A 23,462-nucleotide genomic window follows, 5' to 3' on the forward strand; every position below is an offset into this window, starting at 1 on the left:
GCGCTTGTTCGGGGACGACGACGCGGGGGTCACCCGGTGTTCTGGAGGCCCGCCGCGACGCCGCTCACCGAGAGCAGCAGCAGTCGCCGCTGCTCGTCGTCGGCACCCGAGCCGGTCGCCTCGGCCGGGTCGCGCAGTGCGCGGAGGGCGCGCAGCTGCAGCAGCGACAGGGCGTCGACGTACGGAGTGCGCAGCTGCACGGCGCGCTGCAGGATCGGCTTGTTCTCGAGCAGGCCCACGCCGCCGGTGAGACGGATGACCCACTCGCGCGTCAGCGACAGCTCGTCGAGCACGAGCTGCGCGAGATCGTCCCGATCGCCGAGGGCGAGGTACTGGCGGGCGATGCGCTCATCGGTCTTCGCGAGGCTCATGGCGACGTTGTCGATCATGGTGCGCAGCAGCGGCCAGTCGCGATAGGCCTCGGCGAGACGGGCCTCGTCGCCGACGGCGGCGAGAGCGGTTCCGAGTCCGAACCAGCCGGCGAGGTTGATGCGGGCCTGGGTCCAGGCGAAGACCCACGGGATCGCGCGCAGGTCTTCCAGCGACTCGACCGACAGCCCGCGTCGAGCCGGGCGGGAGCCCAGGGCGAGCAGGCCGATCTCCTCGAGAGGGGTGACCGTGGCGAACCAGGGGGCGAAGCCCTCCGCCTTGACGAGCGAGAAGAAGCGCTCGCGCGACGAGGTGTCCATGACGGCGGCGATGTCGGCGAAGCGTGCGGCGGCGTCGCTCGCGTGCTTCTCGACGGACGGAGACGAGGCGAGCAGCGTCGCCGCGGCGACCTGATCGATGTGGCGCATCGCGATGGCCGGCTCGCCGTAGCGCGCGAAGATGACCTCGCCCTGCTCGGTGAGCTTGAAGCGACCGTCGACCGAGTGCGGCGGCTGAGCGAGGATGGCCGAGTTGGCGGGTCCGCCGCCTCGGCCCAGAGCACCGCCGCGACCATGGAACAGGGTCAGTTCGATGTCGGAGTCCTTGGCCCACTGCGCGATCTTCTCCTGCGCCTCGTACAGGGCGAGGTTCGCGGCGACCGGGCCGACGTCCTTCGACGAGTCGGAGTAGCCGAGCATGACCTCGAGCCGGTTGCCCGTCGTGGCGAGGCGTTCCTGGAACTCCGGGAACGTCACGGCCTCCGCGAGGATGGCGGGCGCGGCCTGCAGGTCGGCGAAGGTCTCGAACAGGGGAACGACGTCGAGCACGGGCGCGTCGTCGCCCAGCGCGTGCCTCGCGAGCGCATACACGTTCGCGAGGTCGGACGCCGACTGAGTGAACGACACGACATAGCGGCCGGCAGCCCGCAGGCCGCGGTCGCGCTGGATCTCGGCGATCACGCGGAAGACCTCGAGCACCTCCTCGGTCTGCGCGCTGATCGCGTCGCCGCTGGAGAGCTCCGAGAGCGCCTTGCGATGCACCTGCGAGTGCTGACGCACCTCGAGCTCGGTCAGATGGAAGCCGTAGGTCTCCACCTGCCAGATGAGGTGCTGCACGCCGCCGAACGCATGGCGCTTCGCGCCCGCATCCGCCAGCGACGACTGCACCGTGCGCAGGTCGTCGAGCAGCTCCTCGGGGCGCGAGTAGCGCTGCTCCTCGCCGCGGCGGGTGGCCGCGACACGGTGGGCGAGGGCGAGCAGCACGCGGCGGTGCGGCTCACCGGGGGAGCGGGCGCCCAGCTCCTCGGCGACGCGCGGCTCAGCGGCGGCGAAGGCCTCCCACAGCGCCGTGACTCCGGCGCTCGCAGGGGTGTCCTCGGCGTCGAGCGTGAGGGCGCGGCCGATGCGCTCGAGTGCGCGCTCCAGTCCGCGCAGCACGTGGTCGGACGCGATCTGCGACGCCTCACGGGTGACGGATGCGGTCACGAACGGGTTGCCGTCGCGGTCGCCGCCGACCCAGGACCCGATGCGCACGAACGCGGGCACGACCGGAGCGCTCGAGCCGGAGTCGTCGCCGCGGAGTGCGTCGTCGATGCGCCGGTACACGTGCGGCACGGTGGTGAACAGCGTCTCGTCGAACACGCCCATTACCGTGCGCACCTCGTCGGTCGGCGAGGGCTTCTCGGCGCGGAGCGGCGCGGTGCGCCAGAGGGTGTCGATCTCCTCCAGCATCCTCCGGCGCGCGCGGTGCTCCTCCGACCCGCCCTCGCTCGCGGCGTCGTGCTGGGTGAGCAGCTCGGAGAGGCGGCGGATGCTCGACGACACCGCGCGACGGCGTGCCTCGGTCGGGTGGGCGGTGAACACCGGGTGGAAGCGCAGGCCCTCGAGACGGCGGAGCGCCTCGTCGTCACCGACCTCCGTCTTCAGACGCGCATAGGCGGTGGCGACGGTGTCGGCCGCATCCTCGCGGCCCGGCTGGCCGGCGCGCTCACGGAGCACCCGCACGCGCTGGTGCTCCTCGGCGAGATTGACGAGGTGGAAGTAGCAGGTGAACGCCCGGGCGACCTCGTCGGCGCGCGCGATGCTGAACGACTCGGCGATCGCGGCCGCCCGATCGAAGGCGTCGGAGGTCTCTTCGTCATAGGCCTGGATCGTCGCCAGCCGCAGCCGCTCGACGTCCTCGAAGAGGTCGTCACCGCCTGCTTCGCGCAGTACCTGGCCGAGAAGGGCGCCGAGCATTCTGACATCGGTGCGCATGGCATCCGGAATGCCGCGGCCCGCTTCGAAACGGCCGATGATGCGGATGGCCGAGGTGTCAGTGGGCTCGGGGAAGGCGTGTTCGGGGGTCACCGTTCGAGAGTATCCCGGGTCGGGGTCGTGCTCTGAACGCATGACGATGTGAGACGTGCGGGGCGCTCGCAATTACCATGGGGGCGATGCGCATCTCCGCGAACCCTCTCCGTGGCCAGCAGTTCCCTGCTGTCCTGCTCCTCGTCGCGGCAGGGCTCGGCATCCTGCTGGCGAATCTTCCCTCGCATGATGCGCTCGCCGCGGTGCTCGACTTCCACATCGCCGTGCCCGGCACAGTGCTCGACCTCTCGATCGAGCACTGGGTGTCCGACGGGCTTCTCGCCGTGTTCTTCCTCGTGGTGGCGATCGAGCTGCGGCACGAGCTCACCCACGGCGAGCTCGATTCGCCCAGCAAGGCCGTGCAGCCGGCCATCGCTGCCGCCGGCGGTGTGCTGGTGCCGATCGCTGTCTATCTGCTCATCGCGGGCGACTCCGCGACCGCCACGGGCTGGCCCATCCCGACGGCGACCGACATCGCCTTCGCGCTCGGCGTGCTCGCGATGTTCGGACGGGGGCTTCCGTCGAACGTCCGCGTCTTCCTGCTCGCGCTCGCGATCCTCGACGACATCATCGGCATCATCTTCATCGCGGTCCTCTTCGCGCACGACGTGCAGTGGCTGTTCCTCGCGCTCGTCGTCGCCGCCGTCGTCGCGTTCTGGCTGCTCAGCAGACTGCTCCACGCCAAGGGGCATCCGGCGGTGGCCGTCGCGATGATCATCGTCGGCGTCGTCGCCTGGGGCCTGGTGGCCTCGTCGGGCATCCACGCCACCATCGCCGGCGTGATGCTCGGGCTCGTGATGTCGCCCGTTCCTGCCGCGCGCACCAGGCACGTGCTCGAACCGACCGTGAACGGCGCGATCCTGCCGATCTTCGCGTTCGTCGCCGCCTTCGTGGTGATCCCCGCCCTCGCACCGTCGGAGCTCTCTCCCGCCTTCTGGGGGATCGTCGTGGCGCTGCCCGTCGGAAAGATCATCGGCATCTCCCTGTTCGGGTGGCTCGCGATGCGGATCCGGCCCCGAGGCGCGGCGCCGGCCCTGCCGTTCGCCGACATCTTCGCCGCCGGTGCGCTGGGCGGCATCGGCTTCACCGTCTCGCTTCTGCTCGCCAACCTCGCCTTCGCGGCCGACGCCGGCACCCGCGATCAGGCCATCCTCGGTGTGCTCGTCGGCTCGCTCGTGGCTCTCGTGCTCTCGGGTGTGATCGTGTCACTCCGCGCCCGTACGTACCGACGACGCGGCGCCGTGACCTCGTGACCGCGAGGCGACCCGAGTGGCGTTCGAAGGAGGACCGGTGAGTGCAGAGCCCGCCCGAGACCCGCTGCGCGCCGCAGCCGAGACGATGCGCGAGGTCCGGGATCGCTGCGTCTGGTCGCAGCAGATCACCCATCGTGATCTCGTGCCGTATCTCATCGAGGAGTCGCACGAGGTGATCGACGCCGTCGAGGACGGCTCACGGGCCGACCTGCGTGAGGAGCTCGGCGACCTGCTCTGGCAGGTGCTGTTCCACGCCGCGATCGCTGCGCAGGACCCCGACGACCCGTTCGACATCGACGATGTCGCGGCCACGCTCACCGAGAAGATGGTGCGGCGGCATCCTCACGTCTTCGCGGACGAGGTCGCGACGACCCCTGAAGAGGTCCTGGTGCACTGGAACGCCGCGAAGGCGGCGGAGAAACGCGCGAGACGCAGCGTCCTCGACGGGATCCCGCGCGGTATGCCGGCGCTCGCGCTGGCACAGAAGGTCGCCGGTCGAGCCGAGGGGGCCGGCGTCGTCGTCGCCCGGACCGACGCGGACGGGGCTGGACCGGCGCCCTCCTCGGAAGCAGAGCTCGGCGACGCACTTCTCCGCCTCGTGGCGGTCGCGCGCGCCGAGGGCTGGGATGCCGAACGAGCGCTGCGCGAACGGCTCCGAGCGGTCGAGGCCGAGGTCCGCGAGGCGGAATCCGAAGCCTGAGTCCACGGCCTGGCCCGCCGACCTGGAAAGATGGAGGCGTGGCTACTGTGAACCCGCCGCGCGGAATGCGCGACATCCTCCCCGCCGACAAGGCTCGCCGCGAGCGCGTCCTCTCCGTGATCCGTGATCGTTACCGCTCGCACGGGTTCGACGAGATCGAGACCCCGGCGCTCGAGGAGTACTCGCGACTGCACGCCGGCATCGGCGGCGACAACGAGAAGCTCGCCTACAACGTGCTGCGCCGCGGCCTCGATGCGGATGCCATCCGCGACGCCGCCGACGACCAGGGCGCCCTGGCCGACCTCGGTCTGCGATACGACCTCACGGTTCCGCTCGCGCGCTTCTACGCGAGCAATCGCGCTCAGCTCCCCGGTGTGTTCCGCGCGATCCAGATCGGTCCGGTCTGGCGTGCTGAGCGACCGCAGAAGGGGCGCTACCGCCAGTTCGTGCAGTGCGACATCGACATCATCGGCGACGACTCGTCGCGCGCGGAGGCCGAGCTCATGGTCGCCTCGCTCGATGCGGTCGACGCACTGGGTCTCGAGGGCGCCACCGTGCGCATCAACGACCGCCGTGCGCTGGACTGGATGCTCGACAGCTTCGGCTTCACGGGCGACGAACGTCCCGGGGTCCTCATCACGATCGACAAGCTCGACAAGATCGGGCCCGACGGCGTCGCCGCCGAGCTGCGCGAGCGCGGTTCGGCGCCATCGGCCGTCGACGCGTTCGAAGCCTTCCTCCTGCGCCCGCAGACCATGGAGTACAACCCCTTCGGCGAACGTCAGATCCGCAAGGCGCTTCCCGACGGTGCCCCCGACGAGATCGTCGGACACCTCGTCGCGATCGGCGAGGCCGTCGCCGCCGGCCGAGGCGCGACCGACATCCCGCTGGTCTTCGACCCGTTCCTCGTGCGCGGCATGGGCTACTACACGGGCACGATCTTCGAGCTGGCCCACCCTTCGGTGTCGTACTCGCTCGGCGGCGGCGGTCGCTATGACGGCATGATCGGCCGCTTCCTCGGCCAGCAGGTCCCTGCCGTCGGGTTCTCGCTGGGCTTCGAGCGCCTCGTCGACCTCGTGACGGCGGGCGCGGATGCCGGCGAGCGCGCCGTCGTGCTCATCCACGACGCCGACGTGCCGGTCGCCGAGCTCGTCATGCACAAGGCGGGTCTCGTGGGCTCCGGGGCGCGAGTGCGGCTGGAACGACGCACGAAGAACGTGAAAGCCCTGCTCGAGCGCTCGGCCGCCGACGGATACACGGAGTTCGCGACCGTCTCGTCGGGCACCTCGGAGCTGGAGCTCAAGCCCCTCTCCTGAGTTCGGCGGATGCCGTTCACTCGGCGTTCACGCCGTTCCGGTCGAATCGGGACATGAGCCGACCGCCGTTCGTCGCCGTCGCGGCGGTGGGTGTCGCCACCGCGGTGGCCGCCGCCGGAATCCGGGTCGTCCTCACCCGACAGGCCGCGATCGCACGTCGACGCATCGGCAAGCCGCTCGGTGAGGAGTCGATCGACGCCGACCGCGTCTGGCGTCGTTCGCTCGACGGCATGCCGATCGATCTGCTCGTGCTCGGAGACTCGCTGGCGGCGGGCCTCGGCGCCGAGCGGCGCAAGGAGACACTGGGCGGACGACTCGCCAAGGGTCTGGCGCGACGGATGCGACGACCGGTCCATCTGCGCACGGCCGCCGTCGTCGGGTCCGAATCGCCCGACCTCGCCGCCCAGCTCGACGCGCTGCCCGAGGACTACGCCCCGCATGTCGCCGTGATCGTGGTCGGGGGCAACGACGTGACGCACCGCATCCCCGTCGCCGTCTCGACGCAGCACCTGCGGGAGGCCGTCCGACGGCTGCGTGCTCGGGGTACGGAGATCGTGGTCGGCACCTGTCCCGATCTCGGAGCCCTCCGCCCGGTACCGCAGCCTCTGCGGCGCCTGATGTCGAGCATGTCCCGTCGACTCGCCAGGGTACAGGCCGAGGCCGCTCGTGCCGAGGGCGCGCACCCCGTCGACCTCCGCCGCGCCGTCGGCCCGATGTTCTTCGACGATCCGGAGGCGATGTTCAGCCTCGATCGCTTCCACCCGAGTCCGCTCGGCTATCGGCGCACGGCGGAGGCACTGCTCCCGGCCGCGTGTCGGGCTGCCGAGACCGCGCTCAGCTCGCGCCGTCAGACGGGGCAGCACTGAAGGACGCCGCCCAGTCGGCGACCCGCCGTGCGCTCTCCTCGTCCGAGAGGTCTTCGACCCGGGTCATCACCGACCATCGCACGCCGAACGGATCCCGGATGCTGGCGAATCGGTCTCCCGACACGAACGCCGACGGAGCCTCGCGCACGGTTGCGCCCGCGGCGACGGCACGCTCGACGACGGCGTCGACGTCCGAGACATAGAGTCCCATCGAGTAGCAGTCGTCGTCTCCCGACGGCGCAGAAACCAGATGATAGTCGGGGCTCGGCTCGCCCAGCTGCAGGTGGCCGAACCCGAAGTCGAGGTCCGCATGGGCGACGACACCGCCGAACTCCGTGACATCGATGACGCGAGCGCCGAAGACGTCCCGGTAGAACTCGATCGCCTCCCGTGCCCGGGGGACCGCGAGGAAGGGAGTGAGGGAGGTCGCGCTGTTCGGTCGGCCGTCCGTGGTGTGCTCGCCGGTCACGCCGGTCCTGTTCTCGGTGCTCATGCAGCCACAGTAGGGAGCAGTCGCAGACGCGCGCTTGAACTTGCGCGACACGATCGTGCGCCGGGTCATAGGGTCGAGGCATGGACGTCGACGACCTCGGACCGACCGTGTCCGCCATGCGGGTCACTGTGACGATCCTCGCGGGCGGCTAGCGATGCGTGCGACCCGCGGTGTGCTGTATCCGGCCCGGCTGCCGGACTTCCATCGTCTGCCGCCTGCGACCGCCGCGCGGGACCTCGCGGTGTGGTTCTGGATTCCCGAGTGGAGCATCGAGCCCGCTCGATCGTCTCGCCAGGAGATCGTCGGCTACCCGGCGCTGAACCTCGTCGTCGAGAACGGTGACGTGAGTCTGTCCGGGGCGACGACACGGGCTTCGCATCGCGAGCTGACCGGCACGGGCTGGGCAGTGGGCGCCCTGCTGCGACCCGCAGCTGTCGCGGCCCTCATCGACGACCCTGCCGCACTCGTCGATTCCGAGCAGCCGGTCGTCGCTCCCGAGCTCGCGGACGGGGTCAGTGCTGCGATGGCGTCGGGGGAGGGGCACCGCGAACGCGCCGTCGCGGTGTTCTCGGAGTGGCTCGCTCGTCGGGTCGGACCCCTCGACGACAGTGCGAGGCATGCGAACGCGCTGGTCGAGGTGCTCATGGAGGAGGGCGCGGCCGACTCGGTCGAGGAGGCCGCGACCCGACTCGCGGTCTCGCTGCGCACGCTGCAGCGCCTCGCCCATCGTCACGTCGGAGTGTCGCCGGCCGCCATGATCCGGCGCCGCAGGCTGCAGGAGGCCGCGGAGCACCTGCGTCTGCACCCAACGGTCGATCTGGCGGATCTCGCCGCCGACCTGGGGTACGCGGATCACGCCCATCTCACCCGCGACTTCCGGAACGTGCTCGGAATCGCGCCCCGCGCGTACCGGGCGTCCTCCGCGCAGGACGTTCGGAGCGCTGCCGCGCCACCCTGATCAGCGCGCGAGCCGCAGCCGGATCATCCGATAGAGCACACCGACCAGCACGACCGCGGTACCCGCCACCGGAGCCACCACCGGCAGCGTGTTCACGAGCACGAGGCACCCGAGCGCACCGACGACCTGCAGCACCCGCGGATAGCGGCGAGCCGCAGTGCGCTGGCGGAAGGCCGCCGCATTGGCGATGAGGTAGTACAGCAGCACACCGAACGAGGAGAAGCCGATCGCGTCGCGCAGATCGGCGACGAGCACGATCACCACGATGATGACCGCGATCGTGATCTCGGCCCGACGGGGTACGTGCCAACGCTCGTCGACCTTCGCGAGGAAGCGCGGCAGATCCTCTTCGCGGGCCATCGCCAGTGTGGTGCGACCGATGCCGGTCAGGAGGGCGAGCAGAGCTCCGAGCGAGGCGGCGGCCGCGGCCACGCGGACGACAGGAGCGAGAGCGGTCCACGCCGAGGCCGTGACGACATCGGCGAGAGGGGTGGTGCTCGTGACCGCGTCGCCGCCGAGCACGATCACGACCGTGATCGCGACGAGCGTGTAGACGACGACCGTGCCGCCGAGGGCCAGGGCGATCGCCCGGGGGATCGTCCGGGCGGGGTCGACGACCTCTTCGCCCATCGTCGCGATGCGCGCGTATCCCGCGAACGCGAAGAAGAGCAGGCCTGCGCCCTGCAGCACCCCGTACGCGGAGGCATCCGGAAGGGGAGCCGGGGCGGTAGACGAGGAACCGCCGAGGCCCACCGCGACCACCACAGCGAGTCCGAGCAGCGAGCACACGACGAGGATGCGCGTGACGAGGGCGGTTCGCGTCACGCCGAAGCAGTTGACCGCCGCGAGAGCGACGACGGCAGCGACGGCGACCGGCACCTGCCAGCCGTCCGGTGCGGCGTAGGCGGCGAAGGTCATGGCCATCGCCGCGCAGCTGGCGATCTTGCCGATCACGAAGCTCCATCCGGCGACGAATCCCCACCACGGGCCGATCTCGGCGCGGGCGTACGCGTAGGTGCCGCCGGCGACGGGATGCGCGGCGGCGAGCTGCGCCGAGGCGGTCGCGTTGCAGTAGGCGACGATCGCGGCGATCGCCAGGGCGATCAGGATGCCGCTTCCGGCGACTCCCATGGCCGGTGCCCACACGGAGAACACGCCGGCGCCGATCATCGAACCGAGACCGATCGCGACGGCGTCGACCAGTGTCAGGCGGCGGGCGAGGGGCATCCCGTCATCGTGGCACGTCCGGGTGAACGTCCGGTATCGCCGTCGCCGTCAGCCCCGAGCGGAGGTGACGCGCTGCTTCTCGCGGATGTAGACCTGTCGGCGGACTCTGGCGACGACGTCTCCGTCGCGGTCGGTGATGACGGTCTCGAACCACTCGAGCACCTTCGCACCGCCGTGCGCCCGCTCGCGGATCTCCTCGGCCCGCTCGCGGCTGACCTCGAACTCGGCGGTCAGCACCCCGCGCCCGGGCTTGACGAACTCGATCTCGCCCCGGGTGTCCCAGACGACATAGTCCCGGCCGAGCTGATGCATCACGAGCATGAAGAAGTACGGGTCCGTCATCGCGGACATCGAGCCGCCGAATGCCGTCTTCACGTAATTGCGGGTGAACACGTTGACGTGCAGCTCGACCGTGGCGTGCGTCCAGTCCTCGCTGAAGCGGCGGATGCGGATGCCGCTGAACAGATTGGGGACCCACAGGCTCATGCCCGTGGCGAGACGACGGGGAGTGATGCGCATGAGGTCAGTGTGGCCGACGGCCTGATCCGGACAAAGCTCGCTGGAGGGTTGCGACAGTTGTTATAGTTTATGTAGAACTACTAGAAGATTGGAGGACGGGATGCTGATCCGCATCGACGCCGACAGCGCTCGGCCGCTCTTCGATCAGGTCGCGGCATCCGTTCGCGCCGATGTCCTCGCCGGACGTCTCGTGCCGGGTGACCGGCTGCCTGCAGCCCGTGAACTCGCCGAGGCGCTCGAGATCAACCTGCACACCGTTCTCCGTGCCTATCAGCAGCTGCGCGACGAGGGGCTGATCGATCTGCGCCGTGGCAGGGGAGCGGTGGTGTCCGCTGCTGCATCTCCGCTCGCCGAGCTCTCACAGGACATCGCCGCGCTCGTCGCCCGCGCCGCAGCCCTCGGACTCTCTTCCTCGACACTGGCCGCGCTCATCAAGGAGACCGACGCATGACCCCCGAGATCCGCCGCGCCCGCACCGCCTTCTGGTGGGTCGGGGTCATCGTCCCCGCCGCTCTGATCGTGCTCGCCGCCGTCATCGTCCTGGCGTGGCTGCCCGACATCCCCGATCCTGCGGCGATCCACTGGGGCCTCGACGGGGCCGATGGCTTCGCGCCGCGGTGGACGCCACTGGTCATGCTGATCGGCCTGGGCGGAGGGATCGTGGCGATGTTCGCGATCATCGTCCTGGTCTCGCACAGGCTGCCCCCACGGGGCTCGGGCGGGCCGCTTCCCCAGTCGCAGTGGTCGACGACCGCCCGTCTGCTCGGAGCGGCCGGCCTCGCGATGGCGGGCCTGATGTCCATGCTCGCGATCACGACGACCGGCTCCCAGCGAGGGCTCTCCGATGCGACCGAGGCGCCCGACATCACCCTCTGGGTCCCGGTCATCGTCGCGATCGCCGCCGGCCTCGGGGTGATCGGATGGTTCGCGCAGCCGAAGGTGCCCGTCGCATCCGTCGCGTCCGCGGATCCGGCGGCACCTCTCCCTCTCGCCGACCACGAGCGCGCCGTGTGGATGAAGACCGTGAACGTGGCCCGCAGTGGCCAGGTCGTCCTCGGGATCAGCGTCTTCTTCACGGTCGCCGTGAGCGTGCTGCTGCTCGCCCGGGGCATCGCCGCCGGGTGGATCGTGGCGGGCATCACTGCGGTCCTCGTCATCGTCGTGGCGACGGGTCTGTCGTTCCGGGTGCGGGCGAGCACCGCTGGCCTTCGGGTGCGCTCCGTCGCCGGATGGCCGCGTCTCGAGATCGCCGCGGCCGACATCGCCAGCGCTCGCGCGGTGCAGGTCGACCCGTTCGCCGAGTTCGGCGGCTGGGGCTACCGAATCGGCACCGACGGGCGGCGCGGATTCGTGCTGCGCACCGGCGAGGCCCTCGAGATCACCCGCACAGACGGTCGCGTGTTCGTCGTCACCGTCGATGACGCCTCCACAGCGGCATCCGTCCTCGCTTCCGCAGCATCCCGATGATCGCACCGCACATCGACACCGAACAGCACATCGACACCGAACAGCACATCGACACCGAACAGCACATCGACACCGAACCGGGAGTCAATCCATGACCCGCATCAGAGCCGCATCCGTCGTCCTCTTCGTCGCGCTCGCGTGCGGGCTCGCCTGGCTCGTCGCCCTGCCGCTGTGGCTGGGCGACGGCCTCGCCGAGCCCAGCACCTGGTTCCTGCTGCCCGTGATGATGCTGACCCCCGCGCTCGCCGCGCTCGTGGTCACCTTCGCCCTGCGTGTGCCGGCACCGGGGGAGCGGCTCCGCTTCCTGGGCATCTGGCCCCTGCGCCCGGCGAGGCGGGTCGTCTGGCTGATGGTGGCGGGCTGGCTCGTCCCTCCGGTTCTCGTCGTGCTCGGCATCGTGGTCGCGGCGGCCTTCGGATGGGTGCAGCTCGACCCGACGTTCTCGGCGTTCTCCGCTGAGATCGCGAGGTCGCTGCCCGCCGGTGCGCCGATGCCCCCGATCGAGCTCATCGTGATCTCGCAGATCGTGATGATCCCTGTCGGCGCCCTGATCAACAGTGTGCTGGCGTTCGGCGAAGAACTCGGCTGGCGCGGGTGGCTCGTCCCGGCCCTGCGACCGCTCGGCACGTGGCCGGCACTCCTCATCAGCGGAGCGATCTGGGGCTTCTGGCACAGCCCGGTGATCCTGCTGGGCTACAACTTCGGGCGCACCGACATCACCGGCGTGCTGTTCATGATCGGCGGCTGCATGGCCTGGGGTGTGCTGCTGGGCTGGCTGCGTCTGCGCTCCGCATCGGTCTGGCCCGCCGTCCTCGCGCACGGCTCGCTGAACGCGGCCGCCGGACTCGTCCTCATCTTCGCCGCATCGCAGCCCGATCTCGCACTCGCCGGACCTCTCGGCGTCGCGGGATGGATCGTCGCGGCGGCGGTGATCGCCGCATTGGCACTCACGGGCCAGTTCCGTCGTCAGCCCGAGCTCGCGGGCGCGCCCGGGCGGCTGCTGTCCGCTCCCCGAGCCGGGAGGGGTCCGCAACCCTCTTGACGCTCTTCGGGGCTCACGGTTTGCTGAGGGCATGGAATCCACTCCCGCCGCCTGGTCGAATGCCGACGCCTATCTCGCTGATCTCCTCGTCGGTCATGATCCGCAGCTGGAGGCGGCGCTGGCCGCTCAGCACGATGCCGGTCTTCCCGAGATCGAGGTCGCGCCGGTCGGCGGCAAGCTCCTCAACCTCCTCGCCCGCATCAGCGGCGCTCGCCGCGTGCTGGAGATCGGAACGCTCGGCGGGTACTCGACGATCTGGCTCGCACGGGCGGTGGGTCCCGAGGGGCGGGTGATCACCGTCGAGGCCGAAGCGGACAACGCCGCCGTGGCCCGCGCGAGCATCGATGCCGCCGGCGTCGGAGACCGCGTCGACATCCGGATCGGCCGAGGTGCCGACGTGCTCCCCACGCTGGTCGGCGGCTTCGACCTGGTCTTCATCGACGCCGACAAGGAGTCGAACACGGTCTACCTCGACTGGGCCGCGAAACTGGGCCATCCCGGAACCGTGATCGTGCTCGACAACATCGGACGGGAGGGTGAGATCGTGCGCGACGATGCGGCCGACCCCAAGGTCGTCGGCACCAGGGATGCACTGCGGATGCTGGGCGAGGACCCGCGCTTCGACGCCACCGCGCTGCAGACGGTCGGTGTCAAAGGCTGGGATGGCGTCGCGCTCGCTGTCGTCGTGTGAACCTCCGACCCCGACCCGGGTGCTGAGGTTCGGGCGGGCTAGACTGGGCGCGGATCGACGACGCTCCACACACCTTTTCTCTGAGCAAGGAGCACATCAGTGGCACTGATCGAGGCTGTAGGCGCACGCGAGATTCTCGACTCGCGCGGAAACCCGACCGTTGAGGTGGAGGTGCTCCTCGACGACGGCGTAGTCCAGCGGGCAGCCGTCCCGTCGGGTGCATCCACCGGCGCATTCGAGGCGTACGAGCTGCGCGACGGCGACAAGAGCCGTTATGGCGGCAAGGGCGTGCTCAAGGCCGTCGACGCCATCATCGACGAACTCGGACCGGCGCTCGAGGGCATCGAGGCGAGCGAGCAGCGCATCGTCGACGAGATCCTGATCGAGACCGACGGCACCGAGAACAAGCAGCGCACCGGCGCCAACGCGATCCTCGGCGTCAGCCTCGCCGTCGCGAAGGCCGCGGCCGACTCGGCCGATCTGCCCCTGTTCCGCTACCTGGGCGGCCCCAACGCGCACGTGCTGCCCGTGCCGCTCTTCAACGTGATCAACGGCGGCGAGCACGCCGACAACGGCATCGACATGCAGGAGTTCTTCCTCGCGCCGATCGGCGCCGAGACGTACTCCGAGGCGCTTCGCTGGGGTGTCGAGACCTACCACGTGCTGCGCGGCGAGCTGAAGGCCGCCGGCTACGCGACGGGCCTCGGCGACGAGGGCGGCTTCGCCCCCGACCTGCCCAGCAACCGCGAGGGTCTCGACTTCCTCGTCAAGGCGATCGAGAAGGCCGGCTTCAAGCCGGGCACCGAGATCGCGCTCGGCCTCGACGTCGCAGCGACCGAGTTCTTCAGCGACGGCGTGTACCGCCTCGACAACAAGGACTGGACCGGCCCCGAGCTGATCGAGTACTACCAGGGTCTGGTCAACGACTTCCCGATCGTCACGATCGAGGACGCCCTCGCCGAGGACGACTGGGACAACTGGAAGCTCCTCACCGACGCTCTCGGCTCGAAGGTCCAGCTCGTCGGAGACGACCTGTTCGTCACCAACCCGACGCGTCTGGCTGACGGCATCAAGCGCGGCGTCGCCAACTCGCTGCTCGTGAAGGTCAACCAGATCGGAACGCTCACCGAGACGTTCGACGCGGTCAGCCTGGCGCAGCGCTCGGGTTACACCGCCATGCTGTCGCACCGCTCGGGTGAGACCGAGGACACGACGATCGCCGACCTCGTGGTCGCGACGAACGCGGGTCAGATCAAGGCGGGTGCGCCTGCTCGCAGCGAGCGCGTCGCGAAGTACAATCAGCTTCTGCGCATCGAGGAAGAGCTGGGCGACGCGGCTGTCTTCGCCGGCCGCTCCGCGTTCCCGCGCTACCAGGGCTGAACACAGCTGAGACAGACAGAAGCCGCCTGAGCGGCTCGAACGAAGGAGGAGCCGTGGCACGACGACCGGCTCCTCCTTCGGCGTCTCCGGGGTCGACCCGGCCCGCCTCAGCGCCGCCGTCGCCCGCACGGCGCACCGCGGGTCGGACGCCCCGGGGTGCGGCGAGCAGAGGCGCGCAGGACCGCAGGGTCGATGTGCGCGAGTGGGCCTCCGGCATCCGCCTGTCGGCCTTCTCGGTCATCATGCTGTCTCTCGTGGTCCTCGGCGCGTGGGTGCTGGTGCCGACCCTCGGCACCTTCATCGATCAGAGGCAGAAGATCTCGGCTCTGGAGCAGTCGATCCAGGTCTCCGAAGACCAGATCGCCGCGCTCGAGAAAGAGCGTGAACGCTGGAACGACCCGGCGTACATCACCACCCAGGCGCGTGAGCGCCTGTATTACGTCAAGCCCGGCGAGGTCGTGTACCTGATCGACAACGACCTCGACCCCGCCGCGCTTCCGCAGCAGCAGGGCCCGGTCAGCGACACGCTCGAGGAGACGCCCTCCGACTGGATGCCGCAGCTCCTGCGCACTCTGACGTCCGCCGGACTCAGCGACACGGCCGCAGTCGCCCGCTGACCTGCGCCGCCGCCGCACGGGGCGTGTGCTCCGAGCATCCTCCCGGTCGGCTCCCGTACGCTGGTCGGGTGACCACGCCGCCATTCCCCGCCCCCACGACCGCCGAACTCGCCGTGGTGTCGGCCCAGTTGGGGAGAACCGCTCGCGGCGTCGTCGGCATCGCAGCCCGTTGCGTCTGCGGCAACCCCACGGTCGTCGCCACCACGCCGAGGCTGCCGGACGGAACGCCGTTCCCCACCTTCTACTACCTCACCCACCCTGCCGCGACTGCGGCCATGTCGACTCTCGAGGCCACGCAGGTCATGCCGGAGCTCGCGGCGCTCCTCGCCGAGGACGACGGGGTCGCGGCGGCCTACCTCGCGGCGCACGAGGCCTACCTCGCCGATCGTGCGCAGTTCGGCGAGGTCACTGAGATCGACGGCATCTCGGCGGGCGGCATGCCCACGCGCGTCAAGTGCCTGCACGCTCTGGCCGGTCACGCTCTCGCGGCCGGCCCCGGCGTGAACCCGATCGGTGACGTGGCGCTCGAGCGTTCGACGTGGTCTCCCGAGAAGTGCCGGTGCGACGCCCCGGGTGCGGCCCTGCGCGACGTCGAGGCGTCGACCGAATGAGGCCGCCGCGGATGCTGCGCAACGGCGTCGCGGTGGCGACGATCGTGGCATCCGTCCTGCTCCTCGGCGCAGCGGCGACGCCGCCGCCGGTGCCCGATGATCCTGCCGATCCGGTGCGCGCCGCCGAATACTGGCTCGATGGCGCCGGGATCCGAGACGCCTGGCAGACCACCCGCGGCGACGGAGTGACCATCGCCGTCATCGATACCGGGATCGCCAAGGTCCCGGGAGTGTTCGACGGGGCCGTCGTCGGCGGCACGGACGTGTCCGGCACCGGGACACCCGACGGGCGCACCCCGGTGGGTGCCATCGACGGCAATCACGGCTCGTGGGTCGCATCCCTCGCCGCCGGGCGCGGCGCGGCCGACGGCAAGGGCATGATCGGCGTCGCCCCCGAAGCCGATCTGCTCTCGATCTCCGTGGGGTTCGGCGCAGCTGCCGCCGTGCCGTTCACCGAGCAGGTGGCGAAGGCGATGCGCTGGGCGGTCGATCACGGGGCGGACATCATCAACCTCTCGTTCACCACGAACACGCTGGACTGGGACAAGAGTTGGGACGACGCGTTCCTCTACGCCTTCGAGAACGACGTCGTGGTCGTGGTCGCGGCGGGCAATCGGGGGAGCGGCACCGACATCATCGGCGCCCCCGCGACGATCCCCGGCGTGCTCACGGTCGGCGGAGTCGATCAGACGGGCACGGCGAGCATCGAAGCCTCGACGCAGGGGATCACCATCGGCATCGCGGCACCCAGCGAGGGCCTGCGCGGCGTCTCGGCGGACGGCACGGTCGTGCCCTGGAGCGGCACCAGCGGTGCGGCGCCCATCGTCGCGGGCATCGCGGCCCTCGTCCGGTCCGCGCATCCCGAGCTCGATGCCGCCAACGTCATCAACCGCATCATCAAGACGGCGATCGAGGTCCCCGGCATGGCGGATCCTCCCGACCCCCTCTACGGCTATGGTCTGGTGGATGCCGAGGCGGCGATCAGCGGGGACGTGCCCAAGGTCTCCGAGAACCCCATGGGAGACCTCGCCGAGTGGGTCCGCCTGTTCCGTCGGGCGGAGACCGTCCCGCAGCCGGAACCCACCGCCGCGCCGGTCGAGGTCCCGCCTCTGCCGGATGCGGACGCGCCGACGGAAGCCGGTTCACCGCTGCTTCCCAGCGCTGAATCGCTGCGCTACGGTACCCTGCCGCTCATCGCGCTCACAGTCCCTGGTATCCTGATAGCGCTTGGCGTCACCGCAGCTGCCCGGCGCATCCGATCGGCGCGCGCACGCACGCCACATTCCTGACTCCCGAGGAGTTGTCCCCCTGTGCCTCAGAACAGCACTGTGCCCAAGATTCTGATCGTCGGTGGAGGCTATGCAGGCTTCTACACGGCGTGGAAGCTGGAGAAGCACCTTCGCAAGGGTGAAGCAGACGTCACCATGGTCGACCCGCTGCCGTACATGACGTACCAGCCGTTCCTCCCCGAGGTGGCCGCCGGCTCGATCGAAGCCCGACACTCGGTGGTCGCCCACCGTCGTCACCTCAAGCGCACGAACGTGCTCACCGCCAAGGTGACCGGAATCAACCACGCCGAGAAGGTCGCGACGATCACGCCTCCCGTGGGTGAGCCGTACGAGTTCGCGTACGACCAGATCGTGGTGACCGCGGGTGCCGTCTCGCGCACCTTCCCGATCCCGGGCATCGCAGACAACGCGATCGGCCTGAAGACGATCGAGGAGGCCGTCGCGATCCGTGACCGCCTGATGTCGAACTTCGACAAGGCGGCGTCGCTGCCTGCGGGCCCCGCGCGTGATCGCCTGCTCTCCGTCGTCGTCGTCGGCGGTGGCTTCGCCGGCATCGAGGTGTTCGCCGAGCTGCGCTCGCTCGCCTCGTCGCTGGTCAGCAAGTACCCGCAGCTGACCTTCGACGACACCCACTTCCACCTCATCGAGGCGATGGGGCGCATCATGCCCGAGGTCTCGCTGCAGACGAGCGAGTGGGTGCTCAAGGACCTCGCGAAGCGCGGCGCCAACGTGCACCTCGACACGCAGCTCACCAGCGCGGTCGACGGCAACGTCGAGCTGTCGACGGGTGAGGTCATCCCCACCGATCTGATCGTCTGGACCGCCGGTGTCATGGCGAACCCGACGGTGGTGCGCGGTGGCGACCTCCCGATCGAGGAGCGCGGCCGCATCCAGACCCGTGCAGACCTCCGTGTCGGCACCCCCGAGGCCTTCGTTCCCGGGGCCTGGGCCGCCGGTGATGTCTCTGCCGTCCCCGACCTGTCCGGTGGTGGCGTCGGCGGCTTCTGCGTGCCGAACGCCCAGCACGCCGTCCGTCAGGCGAAGCTCCTCGCGAAGAACATCGTCGCCGTGCTGCGTGGCGAGGACCCGAAGGAGTACTTCCACAAGAACCTCGGCGCCGTCGCGGGCCTCGGGCTCTACAACGGTGTCTTCCAGTCCGGCAAGATCGCCCTCAAGGGGTTCGTCGCCTGGGTCGCCCACCGTGGATACCACGGCCTCGCGATGCCCACGTGGGAGCGCAAGTTCCGCGTGGTGTGGGGCTGGTGGAACAACCTGTGGCTCGGTCGCGACCTGGTGAACCTCGAGACGGTCCAGAACCCGCGCTATGTCTTCGAGGAGTTCGCCGCTCGCCCGCGTCCGGCCGCCGATGCGCCGGCTCCCGCCGTCACGGCTCCGGCCGCGCAGGCGACCGCCGTCGACAAGGCTGCTGACGAGAAGCCCGCCGGCCAGAAGACCGGTGCCAAGAAGCCGGCCGCCAAGAAGACCGCCGAGACGGCTGCCGCCAAGTAGTCCTCTCCTCGAACGCCCCGATTCCTCCGGAGTCGGGGCGTTCGTCGTCTCCGCCGACGGGGCGTGTCTCGCACCCCGTTCATAGGCGCGCTTGCTACCGTCGGCAGCGCAAGGGGAGTACTCCCGTCTGCGGTGGTGTCGTCATTACGGATACGAGGTCGTGTCCCGGCCCACCGGCCCGTGAGGGTGGAGGAGACCTGGCGTCCGTATCCGCGGACGGCCAAGGACCCCTCACCGCACCGCTGTCGAGACCCGTGGTCGTCCACACCACGAAGGAATCGTCACCATGGGAAAACTCAACCGACTGCTCGGGATGGCCGCTCGCGCCCTCGATCTCGACGAGAGCGGATCCCGCACGGATCGCGACGGCTCGCGGGGGCAGACGCCTCCCGCGCCCGGACGGCGTCACCCGGAGAATGATCGATACTCTCCTCCGCCGGTGCACCGGACGTCGCGTGACCCGTACTCTCCGCCTCCTGCCGGTGCCGCCTCCGCCTCCCGTGCAGCCGGATCGGGGTCGGATGCCGACCGGGCCGCGATCGCACGGTACGACTACCTGCTCGAGACCGCCGATCCGCACCGCATCGAGCAGATCCATCGCGAGGCGTTCGCGCGGCTGACGCCGGCGCAGCGCGCGCAGGTGCAGGAGCGCATGAGCACGGAGCTCGCGCCCGGCGAACGCCCGACCTCGTCCTCGCCGGAGGATCTCGCACGTGCGGCCGGGCGCTCCGAGGCGGCGCACCCCGGACGCATGCGCGGCATCCTGTCGCGGGTGCGCGGGTTCGGCGCTGCCGGTGCCGTCGGCGGCGCCGCCGTGGGCGCGTTGGGCATCGTGGCGGTCGGCGCCGTCGGCAGTGCCGTCGCCGCCCCCCTTCTCGAGCAGGCGGCCGGGCTCGGTGTCGACTTCGACGCGCTCGCGCAGGGTGTCGACGTCGAGGCGATCGCGAGCGGACTCGGCGGCGAGGAGCTCGCGGGAGCCGCTGAGGGTGTTCTCGGATCGGCCGGTGAGACCGTCTCGGGCCTCGGCGACGCCGCGAGCGAATGGGGTCAGCGGCTCGGCGACCTGGGCATCCCCGGAATCGGCGATCTGTTCGGCCGATGAGCGGCGCGATCATGGCGGCCGCCGAGTCATCGCCGTCGGATCACGGATTCTCCGGCCTCACCGGGTTCGCCGCCGACGTCCTCACCCAGCTCGGCGACATCGGGGTGGGCGTGCTGGTGTTCCTCGAGGTGCTCGTCCCGCCCATTCCGAGCGAGGTGATTCTCCCGTTCGCCGGCTACCTGAGTCAGAGCGGCGACCTCACGCTCGGCTGGCTGATCGTGTGGAGCACCCTCGCCTCATGGATCGGGGCGCTCCTGCTCTACTGGCTCGGGGCGGCCATCGGCATCGAGCGGGCCGTGCGGCTTCTCGCGGCCACCAAGCTGGTCAGCCGCGGCGATCTGGACCGGGGAGTGGCCTGGTTCCAGCGAAGCGGAGGGTGGACGGTGCTCGTGGGGCGGATGGTCCCCGGAGTCCGCAGCCTGATCTCGATCCCTGCGGGTGCCACGCGGATGAACCTGGCGCGATTCAGCGTCTACACCATCGTGGGCAGCGGCCTGTGGAACACTCTGCTCATCGGGGTGGGTGCCCTGCTGGGAACCCAGCACGAGCAGCTCGAGCACCTGCTCGGGTATCTCGACTACGCCGTGTATTCAGCGCTGGCGATCGCCGTCGGTGTGCTGGTCCTGCGCCGAATCCGTGAGGCGCGCGGGTCGGCATCCGCGAACGGACAGACCCGCGGCGCGGCAGATGGACGCGCGGATGGCTGAGAAGCGCGCTGTGCCCCCGCTGGGACTCGAACCCAGACTGAAGCGATTTTAAGTCGCCTGCCTCTGCCATTGGGCTACGGGGGCTCCATGTGACTGGCTCAGATTACACGGGTATATCGGCCGCTCCGGCGCCGCATCCCGCACGGACAGGGCGAAGGGAGACGGGCGTCCCAGCGCCCGTCTCCCTGTGATGCTGCTGAGACAGCATCGCTACCCCCCGGCAACCGGCCGGGCACGGCCGGTGAGCCGCCACGAATGACGGCCTCAGTGATAGAGACGGCGACCGTGGATGTTCATTACGAGCATTGCGGCTAAAGTACCGGGATTCCGGACGTGGCCGTACGACTGCGCTGCGACTCGATCTCAGAAAGCATGAATCCGCGTCCGCGCTGGACATAGGGTGGGGGAGTGCTCGACCTCATCGCCGATATGAGCCCCGATCAGGGACGAAACGCAGTCTCCCCCGAGTGGCACGACCCGTCACGGTACTGGCCGCGCCTGTCTGCGGCGACCGGCCACCTCTCTGCTCCCGTGGCGGTGATCGACAGAGAAGCGCTCCGGCACAACGCCCTGGATCTGCTGGTCCGTGCGGGCGGACTGCCGATCCGCGTCGCCTCGAAGTCGGTGCGCGTGCGCTCGGTTCTCGACGCGGTGCTGCAGCTTCCCGGCTACCGGGGGATTCTCGCGTTCACCCTCGCCGAAGCGCTCTGGCTCGCCGAGACCCATGACGACATCGTGATCGGCTACCCGACGGTCGATCGCGCGGGACTCGCGCAGCTCTTCGAATCCGAAGAGGCGGCTCGGCGCATCACGCTCATGGTCGACGACCCGGCGCATCTCGACATCGTCGACAGCGTCGCGCCTGCCGGCCATCGCCCCGACATCCGTGTCGCGATCGACGCGGACGCCTCACTGCGATCGGCGGCGCTCGGTCATATCGGCGTCCGCAGGTCCGCGCTGTTCACTCCGGGAGAGGTGGCGGCCTTCGCTCGCACGATCGTCCGCCGCCCCGGCTTCACGCTCGTCGGCCTGCAGATGTACGAGGCCCAGATCGCCGGGCAGGGCGACAACGCGGGACCGGACGCGCCGGTGATCCGTCTGATGCAGGCGCGCTCCCGGTCAGAACTGCGAGACCGACGAGCCGCGATCGTCGGCGCACTCTCGGAGATCGCCCCTCTCGAGTTCCTCAACGGCGGAGGGACCGGCTCCCTCGAGTTCACCGGCAGCGACGAATCGCTGACCGAGGCGAGTGCCGGCAGCGGACTGCTCGGAGGGCACCTCTTCGACGGGTATCGATCCTTCCGCCCGGCACCGGCGTCGGCGTTCGCGTTCGACGTGGTGCGGCGGCCGGCCGCCGACATCGCGACCGTGCTCGGTGGCGGATGGATCGCCTCGGGCCCCGCCGTGACGTCGCGACAGCCGTCGCCCGTCTGGCCGCAGGGACTGCGCACTCTGTCGCGCGAGGCCGCGGGCGAGGTGCAGACACCGCTGCAGGGGCGAGAGGCCCAGCACCTCGGAGTGGGCGATCGGGTCTGGTTCCGCCACGCGAAGAGCGGCGAGCCTGCCGAGCGCATCGACAGCTACCAGCTCGTCTCCGGCGACGAGATCGTCGACGAGCTTCCCACGTATCGCGGCGAGGGGAAGGCGTTCCTGTGACCCGGATCGGCGGAACCTGGCAGAACTGGGGGCGGTCGGCGCAGGTGAAGCCGCTTCGCGTCGAGCGCCCGCGCACGCCGGAAGGCGTGCAGCGCGCCGTCCGGGCGGCTGTGTCGCAAGGTCTCACCGTGAAGGCGGTCGGAGCGGGGCACAGCTTCACGGGCATCGCCGTCGCCCCCGGGGTGCTCCTGGAACTCGACGACATGCAAGGACTCGTATCGGCCGACGCGTCCACCGGCCGCGCGACCCTGCTCGCGGGAACCCGGCTGCACCGCATCCCCTCACTGCTTGCGCCGTTCGGTCTCGCCATGGAGAACCTCGGCGACATCGACCGTCAGTCCATCTCCGGCGCGATCTCGACCGGGACCCATGGGACCGGGTCCGGGTTCGGAGGACTCGCCACACAGGTCGTCGCGGCGACCATGGTGACCGCAGCCGGCGAGTTCCTGAGAGTGGACGAGAGGCAGAACACCGATCTGCTGCCCGCGGTCACACTGGGGCTCGGCGCGCTCGGGATCCTGGTCGACATCACGCTGCAGTGCGTGCCGAACCTCCTCCTGGAGGCAGTCGACGAGCCAGCGCCTCTCGACGACGTTCTCGAGACCCTGCACAGTCGGGTCGAGGAATCGGACCACTTCGAGTTCTACTGGTTCCCGCACACGGACATCGCTCTGACCAAGAGACAGACCAGACTGCCGGAGTCGACTCGGCGGCAGCCTCTCCCCGTCGTAGGGCGCTGGATCGATGAGACCCTGCTCTCGAACGGCGTATACCGGGCGGTATGCGCCGCCGGGCAGGTGGCACCCGTCATCACTCCGCCGTTCAACAGGCTCGCGGTGAAGCTCACGGGCGACCGGCGCTACACCGAGCTGTCGCACCGCGTCCTGACACAGAGCCGCACGGTGCGGTTCCGCGAGATGGAGTACGCGCTGCCCGTCGAGAACGTCGTGCCGGCCTTCCGCGCTGTGCGCGAGCTCATCGAGCGACGAGGATGGCGCATCGAATTCCCGATCGAGGTGCGCTTCGCGGCGGGCGACGACAGGTGGCTGTCGACGGCGTACGGCAGGGCCACGGGGTACATCGCGGTCCACCGCTACTGGCGCGCCGATCCGTCGGTGTACTTCGAGGCCGTGGAACAGATCATGCTCGAGCACGGCGGACGCCCCCACTGGGGCAAGCTGCACACGCTGACCGCCGAGCAGCTGCGAGAGCGCTATCCGCGGTTCGACGACTTCACCGCCGTGCGCGACCGGCTCGACCCGGATCGCCGATTCACGAACCGATACCTGGATCGCGTTCTCGGCGCATGACGGGGCTGCAGCTGACCGTCGCACACCCAGTC

22 protein-coding genes and 1 tRNA gene are annotated in these 23,462 nt (G+C 70.0%); 18 read left to right on the plus strand and 5 right to left on the minus strand.

Annotated elements, in window-relative coordinates; translation table 11 throughout:
- Positions 1–29 precede the first annotated feature (29 nt).
- A complete protein-coding gene (locus ASE34_RS06410) occupies positions 30–2,717 on the minus strand; it encodes a phosphoenolpyruvate carboxylase (RefSeq protein WP_056277912.1) in 2,688 nt (895 codons plus the stop codon).
- 86 nt (positions 2,718–2,803) lie between these two features.
- On the opposite strand from ASE34_RS06410, the gene ASE34_RS06415 reads away from it, so the two are divergent.
- From ASE34_RS06415 to ASE34_RS06430, 4 genes are all read left to right on the plus strand, one after another.
- A complete protein-coding gene (locus ASE34_RS06415) occupies positions 2,804–3,970 on the plus strand; it encodes a Na+/H+ antiporter NhaA (protein WP_056279001.1) in 1,167 nt (388 codons plus the stop codon).
- An 85-nt stretch (positions 3,971–4,055) separates the two neighbouring features.
- Positions 4,056–4,670, plus strand: a complete 615-nt coding sequence (locus ASE34_RS06420; protein ID WP_053099038.1) for a MazG family protein — start codon at positions 4,056–4,058, stop codon at positions 4,668–4,670.
- A 65-nt stretch (positions 4,671–4,735) separates the two neighbouring features.
- Positions 4,736–5,986, plus strand: coding sequence for a histidine--tRNA ligase (locus ASE34_RS06425; RefSeq protein WP_056277920.1), 1,251 nt, complete (start codon positions 4,736–4,738; stop codon positions 5,984–5,986).
- Between the two features lie 53 nt (positions 5,987–6,039).
- Positions 6,040–6,852 (plus strand): SGNH/GDSL hydrolase family protein, encoded by an 813-nt coding sequence (locus ASE34_RS06430; RefSeq protein ID WP_082586545.1) that lies wholly within the window; start codon positions 6,040–6,042, stop codon positions 6,850–6,852.
- On the opposite strand, the gene ASE34_RS06435 is transcribed toward ASE34_RS06430, so the two are convergent.
- The gene (locus ASE34_RS06435; RefSeq protein ID WP_056279003.1) at positions 6,821–7,345 is read right to left on the minus strand and encodes a VOC family protein; all 525 of its coding nucleotides are present in this window, start codon (positions 7,343–7,345) and stop codon (positions 6,821–6,823) included. The two genes, ASE34_RS06430 and ASE34_RS06435, sit on opposite strands and share 32 nt — an antisense overlap.
- A 154-nt stretch (positions 7,346–7,499) precedes the next feature.
- Here ASE34_RS06435 and ASE34_RS06440 point away from each other — a divergent pair, with 154 nt between their 5' ends.
- A complete protein-coding gene (locus tag ASE34_RS06440; RefSeq protein ID WP_056277925.1) occupies positions 7,500–8,303 on the plus strand; it encodes an AraC family transcriptional regulator in 804 nt (267 codons plus the stop codon).
- On the opposite strand, the gene ASE34_RS06445 is transcribed toward ASE34_RS06440, so the two are convergent.
- Positions 8,304–9,530, minus strand: a complete 1,227-nt coding sequence (locus ASE34_RS06445) for an APC family permease (RefSeq protein WP_056277928.1) — start codon at positions 9,528–9,530, stop codon at positions 8,304–8,306.
- A gap of 48 nt (positions 9,531–9,578) precedes the next feature.
- A complete protein-coding gene (locus ASE34_RS06450; protein ID WP_056277931.1) occupies positions 9,579–10,049 on the minus strand; it encodes a PaaI family thioesterase in 471 nt (156 codons plus the stop codon).
- A gap of 100 nt (positions 10,050–10,149) precedes the next feature.
- On the opposite strand from ASE34_RS06450, the gene ASE34_RS06455 reads away from it, so the two are divergent.
- The 11 genes from ASE34_RS06455 (at position 10,150) to ASE34_RS06505 (ending at position 20,464) form a co-directional block, all read left to right on the plus strand.
- The gene (locus ASE34_RS06455; RefSeq protein ID WP_056277934.1) at positions 10,150–10,500 is read left to right on the plus strand and encodes a GntR family transcriptional regulator; all 351 of its coding nucleotides are present in this window, start codon (positions 10,150–10,152) and stop codon (positions 10,498–10,500) included.
- The gene (locus ASE34_RS06460) at positions 10,497–11,516 is read left to right on the plus strand and encodes a DUF1648 domain-containing protein (RefSeq protein WP_056277938.1); all 1,020 of its coding nucleotides are present in this window, start codon (positions 10,497–10,499) and stop codon (positions 11,514–11,516) included. Before ASE34_RS06455 ends, ASE34_RS06460 begins: the two co-directional genes overlap by 4 nt.
- Before the next feature lie 91 nt (positions 11,517–11,607).
- A complete protein-coding gene (locus tag ASE34_RS06465) occupies positions 11,608–12,558 on the plus strand; it encodes a CPBP family intramembrane glutamic endopeptidase (RefSeq protein ID WP_056277941.1) in 951 nt (316 codons plus the stop codon).
- Between the two features lie 31 nt (positions 12,559–12,589).
- Positions 12,590–13,249, plus strand: a complete 660-nt coding sequence (locus ASE34_RS06470; protein WP_053095503.1) for an O-methyltransferase — start codon at positions 12,590–12,592, stop codon at positions 13,247–13,249.
- Positions 13,250–13,348: 99 nt separating this feature from the next.
- Complete coding sequence (eno, locus tag ASE34_RS06475; protein WP_053095504.1) at positions 13,349–14,629, plus strand: phosphopyruvate hydratase; 1,281 nt, start codon at positions 13,349–13,351, stop codon at positions 14,627–14,629.
- A 53-nt stretch (positions 14,630–14,682) separates the two neighbouring features.
- Entirely contained in the window at positions 14,683–15,246 is a 564-nt protein-coding gene (locus tag ASE34_RS06480; protein ID WP_082586546.1) for an FtsB family cell division protein, read from the plus strand.
- Positions 15,247–15,314: 68 nt separating this feature from the next.
- A complete protein-coding gene (locus ASE34_RS06485; protein ID WP_053095505.1) occupies positions 15,315–15,857 on the plus strand; it encodes a DUF501 domain-containing protein in 543 nt (180 codons plus the stop codon).
- Positions 15,854–17,146 (plus strand): S8 family serine peptidase, encoded by a 1,293-nt coding sequence (locus ASE34_RS06490; RefSeq protein ID WP_053095506.1) that lies wholly within the window; start codon positions 15,854–15,856, stop codon positions 17,144–17,146. The genes ASE34_RS06485 and ASE34_RS06490 overlap by 4 nt, the downstream gene beginning before the upstream one ends.
- Before the next feature lie 39 nt (positions 17,147–17,185).
- Positions 17,186–18,655 (plus strand): NAD(P)/FAD-dependent oxidoreductase, encoded by a 1,470-nt coding sequence (locus ASE34_RS06495; RefSeq protein ID WP_053099042.1) that lies wholly within the window; start codon positions 17,186–17,188, stop codon positions 18,653–18,655.
- 286 nt (positions 18,656–18,941) lie between these two features.
- On the plus strand, positions 18,942–19,757 hold the full coding sequence (locus tag ASE34_RS06500) for a hypothetical protein (RefSeq protein WP_056277944.1): 816 nt from the start codon (positions 18,942–18,944) through the stop codon (positions 19,755–19,757).
- On the plus strand, positions 19,754–20,464 hold the full coding sequence (locus ASE34_RS06505; RefSeq protein WP_056277947.1) for a DedA family protein: 711 nt from the start codon (positions 19,754–19,756) through the stop codon (positions 20,462–20,464). The genes ASE34_RS06500 and ASE34_RS06505 overlap by 4 nt, the downstream gene beginning before the upstream one ends.
- Before the next feature lie 11 nt (positions 20,465–20,475).
- Here ASE34_RS06505 and ASE34_RS06510 read toward each other — a convergent pair.
- Positions 20,476–20,548: transfer RNA gene (locus ASE34_RS06510), tRNA-Leu, on the minus strand.
- A 324-nt stretch (positions 20,549–20,872) separates the two neighbouring features.
- Here ASE34_RS06510 and ASE34_RS06515 point away from each other — a divergent pair.
- Positions 20,873–22,120, plus strand: coding sequence for an alanine racemase (locus ASE34_RS06515; protein WP_056277950.1), 1,248 nt, complete (start codon positions 20,873–20,875; stop codon positions 22,118–22,120).
- Positions 22,117–23,430: a D-arabinono-1,4-lactone oxidase gene (locus ASE34_RS06520; RefSeq protein WP_056277951.1), complete on the plus strand. Its 1,314-nt coding sequence runs from the start codon at positions 22,117–22,119 to the stop codon at positions 23,428–23,430. Before ASE34_RS06515 ends, ASE34_RS06520 begins: the two co-directional genes overlap by 4 nt.
- Positions 23,431–23,462: the final 32 nt, after the last annotated feature.

It is taken from the genome of Microbacterium sp. Root280D1, from assembly GCF_001428975.1.
Classification (GTDB): domain Bacteria; phylum Actinomycetota; class Actinomycetes; order Actinomycetales; family Microbacteriaceae; genus Microbacterium.

What these genes read in the sequence shown, in the direction of transcription:
- ASE34_RS06415 (WP_056279001.1), top strand. Translation starts at nt 2,804, where the DNA reads ATGCGCATCTCCGCGAACCCTCTCCGTGGCCAGCAGTTCCCTGCTGTC.
- ASE34_RS06420 (WP_053099038.1), top strand. Translation starts at nt 4,056, where the DNA reads ATGCGCGAGGTCCGGGATCGCTGCGTCTGGTCGCAGCAGATCACCCAT.
- ASE34_RS06425 (WP_056277920.1), top strand. Translation starts at nt 4,736, where the DNA reads ATGCGCGACATCCTCCCCGCCGACAAGGCTCGCCGCGAGCGCGTCCTC.
- ASE34_RS06430 (WP_082586545.1), top strand. Translation starts at nt 6,040, where the DNA reads ATGAGCCGACCGCCGTTCGTCGCCGTCGCGGCGGTGGGTGTCGCCACC.
- ASE34_RS06435 (WP_056279003.1), bottom strand. Translation starts at nt 7,345, where the DNA reads ATGAGCACCGAGAACAGGACCGGCGTGACCGGCGAGCACACCACGGAC.
- ASE34_RS06440 (WP_056277925.1), top strand. Translation starts at nt 7,500, where the DNA reads ATGCGTGCGACCCGCGGTGTGCTGTATCCGGCCCGGCTGCCGGACTTC.
- ASE34_RS06445 (WP_056277928.1), bottom strand. Translation starts at nt 9,530, where the DNA reads ATGCCCCTCGCCCGCCGCCTGACACTGGTCGACGCCGTCGCGATCGGT.
- ASE34_RS06450 (WP_056277931.1), bottom strand. Translation starts at nt 10,049, where the DNA reads ATGCGCATCACTCCCCGTCGTCTCGCCACGGGCATGAGCCTGTGGGTC.
- ASE34_RS06455 (WP_056277934.1), top strand. Translation starts at nt 10,150, where the DNA reads ATGCTGATCCGCATCGACGCCGACAGCGCTCGGCCGCTCTTCGATCAG.
- ASE34_RS06460 (WP_056277938.1), top strand. Translation starts at nt 10,497, where the DNA reads ATGACCCCCGAGATCCGCCGCGCCCGCACCGCCTTCTGGTGGGTCGGG.
- ASE34_RS06465 (WP_056277941.1), top strand. Translation starts at nt 11,608, where the DNA reads ATGACCCGCATCAGAGCCGCATCCGTCGTCCTCTTCGTCGCGCTCGCG.
- ASE34_RS06470 (WP_053095503.1), top strand. Translation starts at nt 12,590, where the DNA reads ATGGAATCCACTCCCGCCGCCTGGTCGAATGCCGACGCCTATCTCGCT.
- ASE34_RS06490 (WP_053095506.1), top strand. Translation starts at nt 15,854, where the DNA reads ATGAGGCCGCCGCGGATGCTGCGCAACGGCGTCGCGGTGGCGACGATC.
- ASE34_RS06500 (WP_056277944.1), top strand. Translation starts at nt 18,942, where the DNA reads ATGGGAAAACTCAACCGACTGCTCGGGATGGCCGCTCGCGCCCTCGAT.
- ASE34_RS06505 (WP_056277947.1), top strand. Translation starts at nt 19,754, where the DNA reads ATGAGCGGCGCGATCATGGCGGCCGCCGAGTCATCGCCGTCGGATCAC.